This is a genomic window from Microbaculum marinisediminis (assembly GCF_025397915.1).
In the GTDB taxonomy this organism is placed as follows: Bacteria; Pseudomonadota; Alphaproteobacteria; order Rhizobiales; family Tepidamorphaceae; genus Microbaculum; species Microbaculum marinisediminis.
Genome location: NZ_JALIDZ010000003.1, coordinates 250,771 through 267,127 on the forward strand (window position 1 = coordinate 250,771; position 16,357 = coordinate 267,127).

Here is a 16,357-nt window from a genome sequence, read left to right on the forward strand (position 1 = left end):
GTTTTGCCGTTGGTCCGCACCCGAAGTCCGGGGCAGCCGTTCGGCCGGCGCCCTGCGCACTGATGCGCCGCTCGCCGGTTCCGACCCGCTTTCCGACCCGCTCTGTCGCGAAGCGCCGCTGTCCGTGATCGGCGGTGATCCGCGAATTGGGTCAGTAAGACTGTCCTATCAGTCGCGGCAAAATGCCAGATTTACTACGCCTCTGCAAGGCCGTTTGCGCACGATTGTTGCGTAGGATAGCGGCAATGCGACAGATCCGGAAATGCCGCGCGGATCCGGGCGATCGGACCGGCAACACGAAAACTCGCGCGCGGTCGCGAAACCGTAACGCCAAGTTGACTTTCGCTTGAAGGATTCGCTGGCGCAATGTTGCTTTGCCGGCGGATCATTTGGCCCCCGGCGCCGCAGCGGCTCAGAGTGTCGACGCGGCAAACCTATTTCTAGGGCGAACCTCAAGGGAGAGAGAGCATGAGCACCACGAAGACGCTGACGGCGATGGCCGTTGCCGGCGCGGTGGCGACCGCGTTGACGATGACCGCGGCTCCGAAGCAGGCCGGCGCGCAGGATATGGAGAAATGCTACGGCGTCGCCTTGAAAGGGCAGAACGACTGCAAGGCCGGCGCGCACGACTGCAAGGGCATGTCGACGGTCGACTATGACGGGCAGTCCTTCAAACTGGTCGCCACGGGCAGCTGCACCGCGATGCAGACGCCTGAAGGGCCCGGGTCGCTTGAGCCGATCGAGCGTCCATCCTGATTGTTGTCGAAGAGATGCGGGATGCTGGGGGGAATCGCCGGCGTCCCGTATCCTGTTCAATGCCGGGCGCCCACAGCGTCCCAACTCCGTCGCCATTTCCAAGGAGCGCTACATGAAAACTTCCAGGACCGCAGCCGCCGCGATCGCCAGCGCGCTCGTCGCGGCTGTTTCGTCAGTGCCGTTTCCCGCTCAGGCGCAGGAAATGGAGAAATGCTACGGTATTTCGCTGAAGGGCCAGAACGACTGCGCCGCGGGGCCGGGCACGACGTGCGCGGGAACCTCGTCGGTCGACTACCAGGGCAATGCCTGGAAACTGGTGCCCAAGGGCAGTTGCACCGCCATGGCGCTGCCTGGCGATCGTTACGGCAGCCTGGAGCCGCTCGATCGCGATCTGCCGAGCTGACCGCTTCCCGGAAACAACTGCGCCACGACATCAAGCGCGCGACGGAGGCCGACACATGTCCGTAACCGTACAGCCCGCGGCAGCCAGCGACGACTGCGCCATCCCGGCACGCGCCGGAGTGGGCCTAAAGGCCCGGCACTACCGGACGATCCTCGAGTCCGAGCCCGATATTGGCTGGTTCGAGGTCCACCCGGAAAACTACATGGGGGCTGGCGGGCCGCCGCACCGCTACCTGTCCGAGATCCGCGAGCGCTACCCGCTGTCGCTGCACGGCGTCGGCCTGTCGATCGGCGGCGACCGGCCGCTCGACGAAGACCATCTCGCGCGCCTGAAAGCCCTGGTCGAGCGATACCGGCCGGGCCTGTTTTCCGAACACCTGGCCTGGTCGACCCATGACGAGGGCTATCTGAACGACCTGCTGCCGCTGCCCTATACGCGCGAGACGCTGGCGCGGGTGGCCGAGCATGTCGACCGGGTCCAGGAGGTGGTCGGGCGGCGGATGCTGTTCGAGAATCCCTCGACCTATGTCCGCTTCGCCGAAACCGAGATGAGCGAGGTCGAGTTCATCGCCGCGCTCGTCGAGCGCACCGGCTGTGGCCTGCTGCTCGACGTCAACAATGTCTACGTGCAGGCGACCAATCACGGGTTCGATCCGTGCGCCTATATCGACGCGTTCCCGATCGAGCATGTGGGCGAGATCCATCTCGCCGGCTTCGCCCGGGAGACGGACGATCTCGGCGAGCCGCTCCTGATCGATGCGCACGACCGCGAGGTCGACCGGATCGTCTGGGACCTCTACGCCCGGGCGATGCGCCGTTGCGGCCCGGTGCCGACGCTCATCGAATGGGACGCCAACGTTCCCGAATGGCCGGTTCTGCATGCCGAGGCCATGCGCGCCGAAGCGGTGATGCGCGAGGCTGTCCGGTCGGAGAACGCCTATGCCCTCGCTGGCTGAGGTCCAGGCGCGTTTCGTTTCAGCCCTCCGCGACCGCGGCCTGCCGCCGCCGGCCGATATCGCGGGCCGCGCCGACGAGACGCCGGAGCGGCGCTTCGGCGTCTACCGCAACAACGTCCATGTCAGCCTGGTCGAGGCGCTGATGGGCACCTATCCCGTGGTTCTGCGGCTCGTTGGCGAGGATTTCTTCCGTGGCATGGCACGGGTCTATGTCGGCACTGCGCTGCCGCGCACGCCCGTGCTGATCCACTACGGCGATGATCTTGCCGACTTCATCGAAAGCTTCGAGCCCGCCCGCGACCTTGCCTATCTGGCCGATGTCGCCCGGCTCGAATGGGCCTGGAACCTGGCCTATCACGCGGCCGATGCGACGCCGGTCGACGCACAGGCGCTCGGCGCCGTCCCGCCGGACCGTATGACCGACCTCGTCTTCGACCTGCAACCTTCATTGCGGATCGTCTCTTCGCGCTGGCCGATCCTGGCGATCTGGGACACCAACACCAATGACGCGGACGTGCGCCCGATCGATCTGTCGGCGGGGGGAGGCGATGTCCTCGTCATCCGGCCAGCCTACGAGGTGGAGCTGAGAACGCTGCCGCGCGGCGGTGCGGTCTTCATCGAGGCGCTGCGTGAGGGCGCGCGTCTCGGCGGAGCCTACGAACAGGCGATCGCGGCGAGTTCCGACTTCGACCTTGCCGCTAACCTGCAGGGGTTGATCGGCTCCGGAGCGATCGTTGGGTTTCGGCTCGACGACCCGCGCGGTGCGGGTAGCGGCGGTGCGGGCTCCGGGGGCTGAATCATGACCGGGGTGAACGCGGGTGCGCGGCCAACGCGCCGGAGCGGGCTGGTATTTGCGACATTGGCTTTCGATCATTGGCTGAAAGGTCCGGCGATGCGCTGGGCGGTGATGCCGGTTCAGTTGGGCCTGCGCGCCTGGGTCTTCTTCATGCTGCCGTTCGTCAATTCGGGCCTGACCAAGTGGGAGACCTTTCCGTTCCTGAAGCCCGAGGCGTGGGCGTGGAACGGCTGGCCGAGCCTGAGCGGGGGAGCGACGTACCAATTCTCCAATTCCTGCAGTTTCTGCTTCAACATCCGCATCTGGGGGAGCGAGCAGAGCCCGCTGGTGCAGTGGGTCTTCCCGTTCCCGGAAACGATGGCGGCGCTCGCCGGTGTCGGCGAAATCGTGCTGCCGGTCCTGATCCTGATCGGTCTGCTGACGCGGCTTTCCGCGCTGGGGCTGCTCACCATGACCATTGTGATCCAGCTCGTCCTTCCGACCGGATGGCCGGTTCATGCCACGTGGGCCGCGCTCCTTCTGGGTATCGTCGCACTCGGACCGGGGCTTTTCTCCTTCGATGCCCTGTTCGGGCGGTTCGCGCGGCGTTGAACGGACCTTCAAGGATTTCGCCCGACTTCGGGGATTTCGCCATCTCGCGCTGATCGCTAAGGTCCCTGCGGCACTTCTCGAGCACGGGCGCGATCATGCAGTTTGCAAGCGACAATACCGCCGGCATTTCCGAACGGATCCTCAAGGCGATTGCCGAGGCGAGCAACGGGTTTGCCGGCTCCTACGGCGGTGACGAACGGACACGGGCGCTGGAAGCGCGCATGGCGGATCTGTTCGAGCGGGATGTCACGATCTTCCCGGTCGTGACCGGCACCGCCGCGAACGCCCTGTCGATGGCGGCGATCGCTCCGCCCTGGACCGGTATCCTGTGCAGCCATGACGCGCATGTGATGACGGACGAATGCGGCGCCGCGGAAATGTTCACCGGCGGCGCCAAGCTGTTCGGCATCGACGGCCGCCACGCCAAATTCGATGCGGACGAACTGGCGCGCCGATTGGAAGCGTGGCCGGGCGGGGTGCCCCATCACGTTCAGCCCGCGGCTGTCTCGATCAGCCAGGTGAGCGAATTCGGCGCGGTGTGGAGTGTCGGGGAAGTCGGGGCGATCGGCGAGGTCGCCAAACGGAACGGCTTGAAGCTGCACATGGACGGCGCCCGGTTCGCCAATGCCGTGGCTGCGCTCGGCTGCGCGCCTGCCGACATCACCTGGCGGGCAGGCGTCGATATCCTGTCGTTCGGGGCCACCAAGAACGGGGCTCTCGCGGCCGAGGCGATCGTGGTCTTCGACCCCGATCTCGCCGCGTCGCTGGCCTATCGGCGCATGAAGGCCGGCCAGCTCCTGTCGAAGGGCCGGTTCCTGGCGGCGCAATTCCTCGCCTATCTCGAGGACGGTCACTGGCTGGAGCTTGCCGGTCACGCCAACGCCAAGGCGAGCGACCTCGGGGCGGCGATCGAGGCTGCGCCCAATTGCCGGCTCGCCGTGCCGGTCCAGGCCAACGAGGTGTTCGCCTTCATCGCCCCGTCCGTCGACAGGGCGCTGACGGAGGCCGGCGCCGCCTATCACGACTGGCCGGCCGGCATTCCGGACCCGGAGGATCCCCCGGTCGATGGGGAGAAGCTGGTGCGCTTCGTCTGCTCCTTCCAGACCACCGGCCAGGAGGTCGGCCGTTTCGCCCAGGTGATCGGGACGGCATAAAAAACGCCCCGGCCATGCCGGGGCGTTTCGTGTTGGTCCTCGATATCGAACCGACGATCAGGCGGCCTTCTGGTCGATGACCTTGGCCTCGTCCGTGTTCGTGGTGATCTCGATGGTGCGCGGCTTCAGGGCCTCGGGAATCTCGCGTACGAGATCGACGTGCAGAAGCCCGTTCTCCAGCGCGGCGCCGCGCACGATGACGTGGTCGGCAAGCTGGAAGCGACGGTCGAAACTGCGCTCGGCGATGCCGCGATAGAGCACGTCACCGCGCTCCTCACCTTCCTTGGCGGCTTTTTCGCCGTGGATCGACAGGGTGTTTTCCTTGACCTCGATGGTCAGGTCGCTCTCGCCGAAGCCGGCTATCGCCATGGTGATGCGGTAGGCGTTCTCGCCGGTGCGCTCGATATTGTAGGGCGGGTAGCCGCCGGTCCCATTCTCGACATTGGCCATCTGGTCCATCATCGAAAACAGCCGATCGAAGCCGACGGTAGAGCGGTACAGGGGGGAAAGATCGAAGTGACGCATTGCATATCCTCCTATTGAAGCGACATGTGCACTGCCCGCCGCCAGGGGCCGGGCATTCGGTGCGCGCACCCGCTGGAGCGGCATGCGCCCCAAAGATTTGGGGGCGCGAATTTCCGATTTCAAGACATTCCGAAGCGCGGTTTTTCGCGGCGGTTTCCACCTGAACAGGAGATGAACGGCGCGGTCCGCGTTCGTTCAGGTTGGTTGCGGCAGGATGCATCCGTTCGCTGGACGTCAGCCCAGGCGAATCTGGACCCGGACGGTATCCCTCCCGCCGTCCACCCGCGCTGCCGGATGCCATCGCAGCCCCCGGGGTATCCGGTAAAAGGGCCGGCGATCCTTCCAAGGGATCGCCGGCCTATGCGTTCCCAGCCTGTGGCCCGTCACTTTCGCAACGGACTATCGGGCGTGCATCGGGCACTGCTATAAGAATCCCCGTCGCCCCTTCGTTTCCGGTCCGCATCTCGATTCCCGCCGATGGATCTCGTCGATATCCCAGAAAACCCGGTGCCCAGCGGCGTCGTCACGGGCATGATCCAGGCCAGCGACGGCGTATGGCTGCGCTTCGCGCGCTGGCGGCCGACGGCGCGCAAGTCCCTCGGCACGGTCTGCGTGTTTCCGGGGCGCGCGGAGTTCATCGAGAAATATTTCGAAGTCGTCGGCGAACTGCGCCGGCGCGGCTTCACCGTCGCGATGCTCGATTGGCGCGGCCAGGGAGGCTCCGAGCGCCCCCTGCGCAATAGGCGCAAGGGCCACGTCGACACGTTCGAGCAGTACGACCGGGATCTTTCCGCGTTCATGCGGGCCGTGGTTCTACCCGACTGTCCGCCGCCTTTTTTCGCGATCGCCCATTCGATGGGGGGGAACATCCTCCTTCGCAATGCGCTGCGCGCGCCGGCCTGGTTCGAACGACAGGTTCTCAGCGCGCCGATGCTGACACTCGCGCGCGAGCAGGTGCGGAGACCCTACGTGTTCGGCGTGGCCGAGGTGTTCTGCCTGATGGGGTTCGGCGATGCTTTCGTGCCCGGCGGCGGCGCCACCCACGCCGGCACCATGCCGTTTGCCGGGAATGCGCTGACATCGGATCCGGTCCGCTTCCGTCGCTCTAACCGCATCATCGAGGTGGAACCGGCGCTGGGGCTCGGTTCGCCGACGATTTCCTGGTTCCGGGCGGCCGGGGACGCGATGGCCGAAGTCATGGACCCGGACTTCCCGCCGCGTCTGCATGTGCCGACGCTGATGGTGGCGGCCGGCGACGACAGGATCGTATCGAGCCGGGCGATCGAGACGATGGCGTTCCGCATGAAGACAGGCTCGCAGGTCGTCATTCCAGCCGCGCGCCACGAGATCCTCATGGAGCGCGACTATATCCGCGAACAGTTCTGGGCCGCCTTCGATGCGTTCGTGCCCGGGTCGCCGGTTTTCGCCTAGGCGTTCAGGGCTTCGAGCGCGGCGGCATGGACCCGCGGATCGCCGGCGGCGACCACGGTTCCGCCGTAGTGGGCATCGTCGCCGGACCAACTGGTGAAGACGCCGCCGGCCGCCTCGATTACCGGGATCAGACCGACGACGTCGTAGGCCTGCAGGCCGGATTCGATGACGAGATCGATCTGGCCGGCCGCCAGCAGGCAATAGGCATAACCGTCGGCGCCGTAGCGGGCGAGCCGAACCTGGCGTTCGACCGTCTCGTACCGTGCCCGTTCGCCCGGACCGCTGATCGCGGCCGGCGCCGTGGTCATCATCGTTGCCTCGGCGAGGCTGGCGCAGGCGCGGGTGCGGATCTGCCGGGGCGCGCCGTCGCGGCACCGCGTGAAGGCCGAACCTTCCCCGCCCCAGAACCGATCGCCGACATAGGGCTGGTCGACCAGCCCGTAGAGCGGCACGCCATTGCGCCTCAGCCCGATGATGGTTGTCCACAGCGGGACGCCGGAGACGAAGGAGCGGGTGCCGTCGATGGGGTCGATGACCCATTCGTAGACGCTGGCGCCGGGCACGATGCCGAATTCCTCACCATGCAGGCCATGGTCCGGGTAGGTCTCGAAGATCAATTCCCGGATCGCCTGTTCGGCGGCACGGTCGGCGACGGTCACCGGGTCGAATGCCTCCGCCGACCCGTCGTCGCCGCCGATCTTGTTCTCCACGGCGAGCGCTGAACGGAAATGCGGCAGCGTGGCCGCTGCGGCCGCATCGGCGAGTCGATGAGCGAAGGTTTCGAATTCGTCGCGGGTCATATGCACAAATCGGGGTTGTGGCGGTGTTGCCGAAGGCTATAGGACGGCTCCGACGCGCCCGCAACGACAGGTTAGCTCCAAGCTGCCGAAACAAGAACGGGTCGCCGGGAGAACGCCGATGTCAGACGATAGCCGGGCAGGGGCCGCCCCGCCGCCGGCCGCTACCATTTTCGCGCTCATTTCAGTCCTGTGCGCGATCTACGTGGTCAGCCAGTTCCTGCGCAACTCCGTCGGGGTGATCGCGCCAAACCTGAGTGACGAGCTCGGTCTCGCGCCGCAGGAGATCGGTGTCCTGTCGAGCACCTTTTTTCTTGCCTTCGCCGCCGCGCAGATACCCCTCGGCGTGGCCATCGACCGCTACGGACCGAAACTGTGCATGCTGGCGTCCGTGGGCATCGCCGTCGTCGGCTGTCTGATCTTCGCCTGGTCGGACAGCCTTTTCGGTCTGACGGTGGCCCGCGCGCTGATGGGACTCGGCTGTTCGAGCTTCTTCATGGGGCCGCTCACGATCTATACGCGCTGGTTCCATTCCAGGCAGTTCTCGACGCTGACGGGAGTCCAGCTCGGCGTCGGCACGATCGGCACCCTGTTCGCGACGGCGCCGCTTGCCTGGTCGACGGGGCTATACGGGTGGCGGGCGACCTTCGTTTTCGTCGCGGTCGGCGCGGCCGTCGTCGGCCTGCTCGTCGCCATGATCGCGCGCGATGCGCCTCCGGGCAGCCGGCCGGAGGCGCATCGACCGGCGAGCCTCAAGGAGAGTTTTGCGGGTCTGGGCGAGGTGATCCGTGTGCCCGGGTTCTGGCCGCTGTTTGCCATTCATTTCGTGGGATATGCCGCCTTCGTGACCGTGCTTGGCCTATGGGGCGGGCCTTTCGTCACCGATGTGCTCGGCTACGATCTAAATGAGCGCGGCAACATCCTGCTAGTCATGGCGGCTGCCCAGATCGTCGGGCTGTTCGCCTGGGGGCCGACCGATCGGCTGTACGGCTATCGCAGACTGCCGGTGTCGATAGGCGCCCTGTCGACCGCGGCCATGCTTCTTGTTCTCTGCGTTTTCGGAGACCGGGGCGGAGTGACGATCTATGCGATCTTCATCGTTCTCGGTTTCGTTGCCGGGTTTGTGCCGGTGCAGACCGGCCATGGCCGGGCGCTGTTCGACAAGCGTCTCGTCGGCCGCGGAATCACCTTCCTGAATCTGGCAACGATCGGGGGCGTTTTCGTCCTGCAGGCCATTACCGGCGTCATCATCGGCGCCTTTCCGCCGGTCGAGCTGGCCACTGGTGAAATCGGACGGCCGTTCGCCGCATACCAGGCCGCGTTCGCGTTCCTGGCGCTGTGCGTTGTCGTTGCCTGGGTGTACTACAGGACGGCGCCGGACCCGAAAGTCGATACGGACTGAGGGCGCGGGCGCCCAAAATAGCGGCCTCCCGCTTACGTCAGCGTAAGGTGCAACAACTGCCCGGCCGCATGGCAGCTATGCTCTAACGCACGCGTAAATCATTGACTTTTGTGCGTCGCACACGCATCTTTGTGCAGTGCGGTATCGCCCTGCCGTTTCGCGATACCGTAGCCCTCCTTGGGCGTTTCCTCCCTAGACTTGGGCCGTCCTGTTGGGCGGCCCATTTTTTTTCGGCTCTTGTCTAAGTCGTTATTCGGCCGCCGCCCGGCCGGGCCGTAGCGCTTCGACCGAAACGCTCATCAGCCGTCGGCAGAGATGAGTGATATCGGCCACCAGCCAGGCGAAACCGCCGGCGCGGACATAGCGTATCTCGTCCATGTACAGCGAACGATTGATCTCGATCTGAAGGGCGTGCTGGCCTTCGCCGGGGCTGCCGTAGGTTTCGGTGATGAAGCCGCCTGCATAGGGCTTGTTGCGCGCCACCGTATAGCCGAGGCGCTGCAGGGTTTCCTGGGCGACGTCGGTCAGGATCGAGGTGCAGCTGGTGCCGTAGCGGTCGCCGAGCACGAAATCGGGCCGGCGGCGGTTCTCCCGCGTGATTCGGGAGGACGGCATCGAATGGCAATCGATGACGACGGCGGTGCCGAACCGGTTCAGCGCCTGGTCTACCAGCGACCGCAGATCGCGGTGATAGGGCTTGTAGAAGCGTTCGATCCGGTCGAGCCCCTCGGCGACGCTGATCGGCGTGGAATAGATCTCCGCGCCGTCCGCGACGATCCGGGCAATCGTTCCCAGGCCGCCGGCGACCCGCATGGACCGGGTATTGGCGAAGCTGGGCAGGCGGCCGTCGAACATCGTCGGGTCGAGCTCGTAGGCCTCGCGATTGACGTCGACGAAAGCGCGCGGAAACCGCGCATGCATGAGCGGCGCGCCGAAATCGACGACGCCGGAAAACAGCTCTTCGACGAAGGTGTCCTCGGAGCGCCGTAGCGTCATGGTGTCGAGTTTCGACGCCTTCAGGAACCTGCGTGGATAATGCCTGCCGCTGTGAGGCGAATTAAACACGAACGGCGATCCGGTCCCGCCATTGGGGACGAGGATGTCGTGGGCGGGTTCAAGCTCGGGTTCGGTCAGGATTGCCATTGCACCTTCGGGACAGAATGCTTACCGATGACTTTGCCAAGAACGGCGCCGGCTGTCCATTCTCGCCGCTGATCGGCGGGGCTGGAAAAGCCCGGAATTCGTGAAATCTTTACTCGACTCGGGTTGATTGCCCGACCAGCGAAACGACCACGATCCAATGCGGCGGGGGAGCCGCCATTCATGCCGAAGATCCTACTGGCCGAAGACGACAACGACATGCGGAAGTTCCTCGTTCGGGCGCTCGAAAACGCCGGATACGAGGTTACGTCCTACGATAACGGCCTCAGCGCCTACAATCGGCTTTGCGAAGAGCCGTTCACGCTGCTGCTCACCGATATCGTCATGCCCGAGATGGACGGCATCGAACTGGCGCGCCGCGCGACCGAGCTCGATCCCGATATCAAGGTGATGTTCATCACCGGCTTCGCCGCAGTGGCGCTCAATCCGGATTCGGACGCGCCGAAGAATGCCAAGGTCCTGTCCAAGCCGTTCCATCTGCGCGATCTGGTGACGCAGGTCGAGCGCATGCTGGCCGCCTGAGGGCGGGCTCAAGACAACCCGCCGGCCTTTTCCCCTGCCGATTTGGCAGGGCTCACATGCGCCAGCGGTTGTGCAGCCACAGCCATTGGCCGGGGTGTTCGCGGACCCAGCCTTCGACGACGGCATTGACCACACGCATCGCGCCTTCGGGGTCGATCAGGCCTTCCGCGTCGCGCGGCAGATCGATCGGTGGCGTCAGGTCCAGACGGAAGCGGTTGCCGGGCAGGCGCACGACCCGGACGCCGTGAACCGGGCAGTCGAACTGCCGTGCGAGACGGCCAAGGGTTGGATTGGTCGAGGCCGGACGGCCGAAGAAGTCGATCTTGTAACCCCGGGTCAGCCGTTGATCGACGAGGATGCCGAGATGGCCGCCCTTCTCGAGCACGGAGGCCATCGCGAAGGCGACCGCCTGGCCCGAGCCGGCGGCAAGCAGCTCGCCCATGGTGCCGCGGCGAATCTTCAACAGGCGCTTGGCGATATAAGCGTTGTTGGGCGTGCGGAACACTGCGGTGACGGGCAGGTCGTGGCGCGCGGCGCATACGGCCGGCAGCTCCCAGTTGGCCAGGTGCGCTGTGAAAATGATCGCCGGCTTTCCGTCGCCACGCAGATCCTCGAAGTACTGGAGACCGGTCGCCTCGACGCGGCCGTCGCCGGGATTCGAATCGGTCCAGTCCCAGATCCGGTCCAGATGCGGATACTCGGCGGCGGTGCGGCCGAGATTGTCCCAGACCTCGCGCAGGATCGCTTTCAGTTCCGCTTCGCCCTTATCGGGAAAAGCATGCCGCAGATTGTCCATGCCGAGCTTGTTGACCGGCAGCAGGGGCCCGAACGTCCGGGCGACCCAGCCGCCGATATTGCTTGCCCGGTCGACATCGAGCGCACGCACAAGCCGGAATATCGCCACCGCGATCGTCGCCACGAGCCAGTCGATCGCGGGGCGTACCGCCCGACCGATCCGTCTCCACAGGATGTACAGGCGTACGCGAAGCGGCATCGGTCTTCAGATCAGCGTGACGATCTTGCCGAACACCTTGCGGCTTTCCAGCCGATCGAGTCCGACCTCGAAATCGGCGATATCGATCTTGGTGTCGATGACCGGCTGGATGCCGTCGGCCATCTTGGCGAGGCTTTCGGCGATGTTGCGCATGGTGCAGCCGAAGCTGCCGAATATCTTGAGCTGCTGCTGGAAGAGCTGCATCAGGTTGATCTGCGTGGTGACGCCGGAGGTCGAGCCGCAGGTGACCAAACGACCACCGCGTTTCAGCGACAGCATGCTGCCGGCCCACGTGTCCGGGCCGACATGCTCGAACACGACCTCCACGCCCTTCTTGCCGGTGATCTTGCGCACCATGTGCTCGAACCGGTCGGTTCGGTAGTTGATGACGTGATCGGCGCCCAGCGCCTTCGCCTTCTTCGCCTTCTCGTCGTCGCCGACGGTGGTGATGACGGTGGCCCCGATGGCCTTGGCCATGCGGATCGCGGCTGTGCCGATACCGCTGCCGCCGGCATGGACCAGCACCGTCTCGTCGCTCTCGAGCTTGGCGTTGTCGAACAGCATGTGCTGGACGGTACCGAAGGTGATCGGCGCGCAGGCCGCGTCGATCCACGAGACGCCATCGGGCACCGGCACGGTAAGCCGGGCCTGCGTGTTCATGAGCTCTCGGGCGAAGCCGTCGACATGGAAGCCCAGGACGCCGGCGACGTTCTCGCAGAGATTGTCGCGACCTTCCCGGCAGGGCCGGCAGGTGCCGCAGGTCATGGCGCCGTAGAGCGCGACCTTGTCGCCCACCTTGCGGTCGCTGACATCGGGGCCGACCGCGACGATCTCGCCGGCGGCTTCGGCGCCGACGACCAGCGGCAGCTTGCGCTTGGCGAAGGCCATGCCGCGCCAACCCCAGACGTCGATGTGATTGAGCGCCATCGCGCGCACGCGCACCTGAACCTCGCCGGCGCCGGGCGGCGGCGGATCGGGCTGCTCGATCAACTGCAAATTCCGATCGGAGACGAGCGTTAGGGCGCGCATCGCACTGTCTTTCGTTTTTTCTTAGGCTGACGGATCAGCGGTGAACCGGTATTGCCGCGGTCAATCCGCCGTCGACCGGCAATACCGCGCCGGTTATATAACCCGCCCCCGGCGACATGAGAAAGTCCACCAGATTGGCGATTTCCTCGGGCGCGGCGAAGCGGCCGGCGGGAATCTGGCTTTCCATGTGCTGATGATAGTCGGCATAGGGGGCCAGCATGTCGGTGTCGATGAAGCCCGGCGCGACGAAATTCACCGTCACTCCGCGCCGTGCCGTTTCCAGCGCCAGCGTCCGCACATATCCGAGCAGGGCGGCTTTCGACGCGCCGTAAGCGGAGTTGCCGATGGTGCCGCGCAACGCGATGACAGAGCCGATCACGACAATGCGGCCGCTACGTGCCCGCGTCATCCGTCTCACGAGGCCGGCGGCGAGCCGGGTCATCGACCAGAAATTGACCTGCATCGCGGCCTCGGCGCGATCCTGGTCCATGACCGCCGCAAGGCTGTCGTAGGTCAGACCGGCATTGTGAACGAGGCCGTAGAAGGTCTCGTCCTCGATCAGCGATACGAATTCATCGATCGAGCCGCGATCCGACAGGTCCACCGAATGGGCCTCGAACGCGCCGTTCGGATACGCCGTCCGCAACTCCTCGAGCGTCGTCTCCGCTTTGTCGGGCGAGGCGTTGTAGGTGAACGTGACATCATGGCCGGAGGCCGCCATCGCATGGACGATGGCCCGGCCGAGACCGCGCGCTCCGCCGGTCACCAGCACGCGTCGCGCTGGCGTCTTGCCGTCGGCGGCAGCGGCCATCAGGCAGGCTCCGCGGCCAGGACCAGGGAGACGTTCTGTCCACCAAAGCCGAAGGAATTCGACAGGACGCGGCGCACCTCCGCGTCGCGGGCGGTGTTGGGCACCACGTCGAGCGGGATCGCGGGATCGGGAACGTCGTAATTGATCGTCGGCGGGAGGCGGCCCTCCGCGATCGTCATCAGCGAGAATACGGCCTCGACAGCGCCGGCGGCCGTCAGGGTGTGGCCTATCATCGACTTGTTGGAGCTGATCGGAACGGCCTGAGCATGGTCACCGAACACGGTCTGGACGCCAAGGCATTCCATCTTGTCGTTTTCCGGCGTCCCGGTGCCGTGGGCGTTGATGTAGTCGACGTCCTCAGGCGTCACGCCCGCATCGTCGAGGGCGGCCTGGATGCAGTCGATGATGGCGTGCCCGTCCGGATTGGACCGGGTGCGGTGGAACGAATCGGCCTGCTCGCCGGCGCCTTCGAGGACACCGAGGATGCGGGCGCCGCGCGCTCTGGCATGTTCCAGGCTTTCCAGCACCAGGGCGGCTGCGCCTTCGGCCATGACGAAGCCGTCGCGATTCTTGGCAAACGGCTTGGCGGCGCCTTCCGGCGGGTCGTTCTGGGTCGACAGAGCCGACAGAAGCGAGAAGCGGATCAGCGCTTCGGCGTGGATCGAGCCGTCGGTGCCGACCGACAGGGCCGCGTCGGCCTCGCCGCGGCGAATCGCTTCGATGCCGAGCTGGATCGCCGTCGCGCCGGACGCGCAGGCGGTCGACAGCGAGATCGGCGAGCCCTTGGTGCCGTAGCGATCGGCAAGCGTCTCGGCGACGCTGCCGAACAGGAAGCGGCGATGCAGGTCCGGCCGGCCCTGGCGCGCGGCGGCAAGCAGGGTGCCGTAGTCGACCGGCCCGTCCGGGTTCATCGAACGCGCCAGTTCCTCGCGCTGCGGCCATTCCATTTCGACCGGCGGTACGGCGATGAACAACGGACCGGGAAAATCGCCGCGCGCGCCGACATCGGACTGCTCGATCGCCTCGGCGACCGCCATGTTGGCAAGCGTCTCTGACAGGCCGGGCGCGCAGAAGAACGGTTCCACGTCGACGAACTCGACGGTCCCGCCGATCGTGGTGCGCAGGCTATCGGTGGGAAAGCGGGTGATGGTATGGATGCCGGAGGTGCCGGACGTCAGCGCCTTCCAATTGTCCTCGCGGCCGCGCCCCAGAGACGTGACGATGCCCATCCCAGTCACGACGACGACCGGGCGCCCCTTGCTGTCATGGGTGCCGTTGGTAGCAGACATGTCCATGGACTCCTGTTGCTGCGGCAAATCGCGCAGCCGGTTCAGCCTTGTTCAGCGGCCGACGGGGCTCACCAATGCCATGCCTTCGCCGCGCCAGTGGCCCCACATATTCACGAGCACCTGATCGATCGGTGCGTCCGTCCCGGTTTCGAGGCCCGTAGCATCGAGCGGCGGATAGGGCCGGCCATCCGAGGCCGCCTGTGCGGCGAGTGCTACGAGCGCGGGAAACTGCGCTTCCAGTCCATGGCCGATCAGCGATCCGACCGCTCTTGCAGTCCCGTCGATATCGCCGGCGAGAAGACCCGTCAAGAAGTCCCGTTCTTCCGCGGAAATCGCCTGGGCACCTGTCGCGCCGCTGTAGATCGCGGTGCGGCCGGAGATCAGCGGCTTTATGGCGTCGAACTGCCGCCTTGCCGACGCCGTCGCCTGGCCCGGTTCGCGATTGCACCGGTCGGAGAGGACGGCATCGAGCCTGGCGATCGGATCTGCCCCGCGGGAGGCGGCGTGCTCCGGCGATTCGAGCACGAGAAACGCGCCCATCGAGCCGGTTATCATGCCGCCGTTCCCCTGGACCCTCTCCCAGATCGGCTGCCAGTCCTCGCGCGACAGGAAATTGCCGAGTTCGAACAGAAGCAGCATGTCGAGCCGCGCGGCATTGTAGGAGCCGCCGACCAGGCAGATGTCGCTCTGACCGGAGGCCACGCGGGCATGGGCGGTGCGAACCGCGTCGACGCCGGCGGCCTCTTCGCCCATGAAGGTGCGCGAGGAGCCGGTCACCTTGTGGACGATCGAGATGTTGCCGGCCAGAAGGTTGGGAAGCTGCGCGAGGAACAGCGTCGGGCGCAGGTCGTTGGACAGGCGCTCGTTGAGCAGGCTGCCGGGATCGTTCGACTTCAGCAGGTCGGTCAGGATCGCGCTGTCGACATCGGTGTCGCGTTCGCCGCCGCCCGCCGAGACAATCATGTCGGTGCGCGCGAGAATCTCGGTCTCGGTCTTAATGCCCGCATCGTCGAGCGCCAGGCCGGCCGCGTAGGTCCCGATACGCTGCCAGGGCTCCATCTGGCGCTGATCGCCGCGCTTGGGGATCTGCTTGTCGAAATCGACGTCGACCAGCGGATGGATGGGGTAGGGCGCGTAGGTCTCGCGATCGACGACCGGTTTCCGGCCGCCCTGCGCATTCAGCGCGTCACGGTGCTGATCCAGCCCCTCGCCGAGCGAGGAGACCAGGCCAACCCCGGTGATGAGAACGTCGCGTCGCGCTTCGGTGTTCATGCGATGAGCTCTTGCGGATAGCCGAGCCGGATGGCGTTGCCGGTCATGAGCGTGCGGAAATCAGGCGTCGGGAACGGCATGACGCGGAAGGTGAGCCGCGCGTCGCAGATCGGCTTGCCGTCGCGCTTGATCTTCGCCTTCGTCATGGCATAGCCCGAGCCGTCATGCTCGAGGACGGCTTCCAGATCGAGCACGTCTCCGGGCGTCACGAACGTGCGGAACTTCGCTTCGCGAACGCCGGCCAGGAACGGCATGCTGTTAAAGCCGTTGACGGACAGAACCAGATAGCCCGACGTCTGCGCCATCGATTCGATGAGCAGAACACCTGGCATCAGCGGATGGCCGGGGAAGTGCCCCTCGAAGATCGTGTTCTCCTCGGGGACCGTCGCACGGGCGCGGATCATCCCCGCGTCCTTGCCGACCTCGACAATCTCGTCGATGAGCTGGAAGTACTCGATACGCATCGTCG

The 16,357-nt window shown here is 65.8% G+C and carries 18 protein-coding genes; 9 read left to right on the forward strand and 9 right to left on the reverse strand.

All coding sequences use genetic code 11. From position 1 onward, the window contains the following. Positions 1-468 precede the first annotated feature (468 nt). The 6 genes from MUB46_RS07240 to MUB46_RS07265 all read left to right on the forward strand — a co-directional run bounded on the left by MUB46_RS07240 (position 469) and on the right by MUB46_RS07265 (position 4,655). The gene (locus MUB46_RS07240; protein ID WP_261615216.1) at positions 469-756 is read left to right on the forward strand and encodes a BufA1 family periplasmic bufferin-type metallophore; all 288 of its coding nucleotides are present in this window, start codon (positions 469-471) and stop codon (positions 754-756) included. A 112-nt stretch (positions 757-868) separates the two neighbouring features. Further along, entirely contained in the window at positions 869-1,159 is a 291-nt protein-coding gene (locus MUB46_RS07245) for a BufA1 family periplasmic bufferin-type metallophore (RefSeq protein ID WP_261615217.1), read from the forward strand. A gap of 55 nt (positions 1,160-1,214) precedes the next feature. Then, complete coding sequence (bufB, locus tag MUB46_RS07250; RefSeq protein ID WP_261615218.1) at positions 1,215-2,114, forward strand: MNIO family bufferin maturase; 900 nt, start codon at positions 1,215-1,217, stop codon at positions 2,112-2,114. Next, the gene (locus MUB46_RS07255; protein ID WP_261615219.1) at positions 2,098-2,910 is read left to right on the forward strand and encodes an HvfC/BufC N-terminal domain-containing protein; all 813 of its coding nucleotides are present in this window, start codon (positions 2,098-2,100) and stop codon (positions 2,908-2,910) included. The genes bufB and MUB46_RS07255 overlap by 17 nt, the downstream gene beginning before the upstream one ends. A 63-nt stretch (positions 2,911-2,973) precedes the next feature. Further along, a complete protein-coding gene (locus tag MUB46_RS07260) occupies positions 2,974-3,501 on the forward strand; it encodes a DoxX family protein (RefSeq protein WP_261615220.1) in 528 nt (175 codons plus the stop codon). Between the two features lie 95 nt (positions 3,502-3,596). Continuing rightward, positions 3,597-4,655: a threonine aldolase family protein gene (locus MUB46_RS07265; protein ID WP_261615221.1), complete on the forward strand. Its 1,059-nt coding sequence runs from the start codon at positions 3,597-3,599 to the stop codon at positions 4,653-4,655. 57 nt (positions 4,656-4,712) lie between these two features. On the opposite strand, the gene MUB46_RS07270 is transcribed toward MUB46_RS07265, so the two are convergent. Further along, on the reverse strand, positions 4,713-5,180 hold the full coding sequence (locus tag MUB46_RS07270; protein WP_261615222.1) for an Hsp20 family protein: 468 nt from the start codon (positions 5,178-5,180) through the stop codon (positions 4,713-4,715). 477 nt (positions 5,181-5,657) lie between these two features. Here MUB46_RS07270 and MUB46_RS07275 point away from each other — a divergent pair, with 477 nt between their 5' ends. Continuing rightward, a complete protein-coding gene (locus tag MUB46_RS07275; protein ID WP_261615223.1) occupies positions 5,658-6,611 on the forward strand; it encodes an alpha/beta fold hydrolase in 954 nt (317 codons plus the stop codon). On the opposite strand, the gene hisN is transcribed toward MUB46_RS07275, so the two are convergent. Continuing rightward, on the reverse strand, positions 6,608-7,411 hold the full coding sequence (gene hisN, locus MUB46_RS07280; protein WP_261615224.1) for a histidinol-phosphatase: 804 nt from the start codon (positions 7,409-7,411) through the stop codon (positions 6,608-6,610). The genes MUB46_RS07275 and hisN overlap by 4 nt on opposite strands. Positions 7,412-7,529: 118 nt before the next feature. Here hisN and MUB46_RS07285 point away from each other — a divergent pair, with 118 nt between their 5' ends. Further along, positions 7,530-8,810, forward strand: a complete 1,281-nt coding sequence (locus MUB46_RS07285) for an MFS transporter (RefSeq protein ID WP_261615225.1) — start codon at positions 7,530-7,532, stop codon at positions 8,808-8,810. Positions 8,811-9,059: 249 nt separating this feature from the next. On the opposite strand, the gene MUB46_RS07290 is transcribed toward MUB46_RS07285, so the two are convergent. Beyond that, positions 9,060-9,953 carry an N-formylglutamate amidohydrolase gene (locus tag MUB46_RS07290; RefSeq protein ID WP_261615226.1) on the reverse strand — a complete coding sequence of 298 codons (894 nt, stop codon included), beginning with the start codon at positions 9,951-9,953 and terminating at the stop codon, positions 9,060-9,062. A 180-nt stretch (positions 9,954-10,133) separates the two neighbouring features. Here MUB46_RS07290 and cpdR point away from each other — a divergent pair, with 180 nt between their 5' ends. Continuing rightward, positions 10,134-10,493 (forward strand): cell cycle two-component system response regulator CpdR, encoded by a 360-nt coding sequence (gene cpdR, locus MUB46_RS07295; RefSeq protein WP_261615227.1) that lies wholly within the window; start codon positions 10,134-10,136, stop codon positions 10,491-10,493. 52 nt (positions 10,494-10,545) lie between these two features. Here the strand turns inward: cpdR and MUB46_RS07300 are convergent, their stop codons facing one another. From MUB46_RS07300 to MUB46_RS07325, 6 genes are read right to left on the reverse strand one after another with little or no spacing between them, the layout of a single operon-like run. Continuing rightward, entirely contained in the window at positions 10,546-11,487 is a 942-nt protein-coding gene (locus tag MUB46_RS07300; protein ID WP_261615228.1) for a lipid A biosynthesis lauroyl acyltransferase, read from the reverse strand. Between the two features lie 6 nt (positions 11,488-11,493). Next, complete coding sequence (locus MUB46_RS07305) at positions 11,494-12,516, reverse strand: zinc-binding dehydrogenase (protein ID WP_261615229.1); 1,023 nt, start codon at positions 12,514-12,516, stop codon at positions 11,494-11,496. Between the two features lie 34 nt (positions 12,517-12,550). Next, positions 12,551-13,327 (reverse strand): SDR family oxidoreductase, encoded by a 777-nt coding sequence (locus MUB46_RS07310; RefSeq protein WP_261615230.1) that lies wholly within the window; start codon positions 13,325-13,327, stop codon positions 12,551-12,553. Beyond that, positions 13,327-14,616, reverse strand: coding sequence for a beta-ketoacyl-ACP synthase (locus MUB46_RS07315; protein ID WP_261615231.1), 1,290 nt, complete (start codon positions 14,614-14,616; stop codon positions 13,327-13,329). The genes MUB46_RS07310 and MUB46_RS07315 overlap by 1 nt, the downstream gene beginning before the upstream one ends. Before the next feature lie 51 nt (positions 14,617-14,667). Continuing rightward, the gene (locus MUB46_RS07320; RefSeq protein WP_261615232.1) at positions 14,668-15,888 is read right to left on the reverse strand and encodes a beta-ketoacyl-ACP synthase; all 1,221 of its coding nucleotides are present in this window, start codon (positions 15,886-15,888) and stop codon (positions 14,668-14,670) included. Continuing rightward, positions 15,885-16,352 (reverse strand): 3-hydroxyacyl-ACP dehydratase FabZ family protein, encoded by a 468-nt coding sequence (locus tag MUB46_RS07325; RefSeq protein WP_261615233.1) that lies wholly within the window; start codon positions 16,350-16,352, stop codon positions 15,885-15,887. The genes MUB46_RS07320 and MUB46_RS07325 overlap by 4 nt, the downstream gene beginning before the upstream one ends. Between the last annotated feature and the right edge of the window lie 5 nt (positions 16,353-16,357).

Excerpts from the sequence above, each read along its gene's own strand:
- MUB46_RS07320 (WP_261615232.1), bottom strand. The coding sequence starts at position 15,888 with ATGAACACCGAAGCGCGACGCGACGTTCTCATCACCGGGGTTGGCCTG.
- MUB46_RS07240 (WP_261615216.1), top strand. The coding sequence starts at position 469 with ATGAGCACCACGAAGACGCTGACGGCGATGGCCGTTGCCGGCGCGGTG.
- MUB46_RS07310 (WP_261615230.1), bottom strand. The coding sequence starts at position 13,327 with ATGGCCGCTGCCGCCGACGGCAAGACGCCAGCGCGACGCGTGCTGGTG.
- MUB46_RS07270 (WP_261615222.1), bottom strand. The coding sequence starts at position 5,180 with ATGCGTCACTTCGATCTTTCCCCCCTGTACCGCTCTACCGTCGGCTTC.
- MUB46_RS07315 (WP_261615231.1), bottom strand. The coding sequence starts at position 14,616 with ATGTCTGCTACCAACGGCACCCATGACAGCAAGGGGCGCCCGGTCGTC.
- bufB (WP_261615218.1), top strand. The coding sequence starts at position 1,215 with ATGTCCGTAACCGTACAGCCCGCGGCAGCCAGCGACGACTGCGCCATC.
- MUB46_RS07305 (WP_261615229.1), bottom strand. The coding sequence starts at position 12,516 with ATGCGCGCCCTAACGCTCGTCTCCGATCGGAATTTGCAGTTGATCGAG.
- MUB46_RS07255 (WP_261615219.1), top strand. The coding sequence starts at position 2,098 with ATGCCCTCGCTGGCTGAGGTCCAGGCGCGTTTCGTTTCAGCCCTCCGC.
- MUB46_RS07290 (WP_261615226.1), bottom strand. The coding sequence starts at position 9,953 with ATGGCAATCCTGACCGAACCCGAGCTTGAACCCGCCCACGACATCCTC.
- hisN (WP_261615224.1), bottom strand. The coding sequence starts at position 7,411 with ATGACCCGCGACGAATTCGAAACCTTCGCTCATCGACTCGCCGATGCG.
- MUB46_RS07245 (WP_261615217.1), top strand. The coding sequence starts at position 869 with ATGAAAACTTCCAGGACCGCAGCCGCCGCGATCGCCAGCGCGCTCGTC.
- cpdR (WP_261615227.1), top strand. The coding sequence starts at position 10,134 with ATGCCGAAGATCCTACTGGCCGAAGACGACAACGACATGCGGAAGTTC.
- MUB46_RS07300 (WP_261615228.1), bottom strand. The coding sequence starts at position 11,487 with ATGCCGCTTCGCGTACGCCTGTACATCCTGTGGAGACGGATCGGTCGG.
- MUB46_RS07285 (WP_261615225.1), top strand. The coding sequence starts at position 7,530 with ATGTCAGACGATAGCCGGGCAGGGGCCGCCCCGCCGCCGGCCGCTACC.
- MUB46_RS07275 (WP_261615223.1), top strand. The coding sequence starts at position 5,658 with ATGGATCTCGTCGATATCCCAGAAAACCCGGTGCCCAGCGGCGTCGTC.
- MUB46_RS07265 (WP_261615221.1), top strand. The coding sequence starts at position 3,597 with ATGCAGTTTGCAAGCGACAATACCGCCGGCATTTCCGAACGGATCCTC.
- MUB46_RS07325 (WP_261615233.1), bottom strand. The coding sequence starts at position 16,352 with ATGCGTATCGAGTACTTCCAGCTCATCGACGAGATTGTCGAGGTCGGC.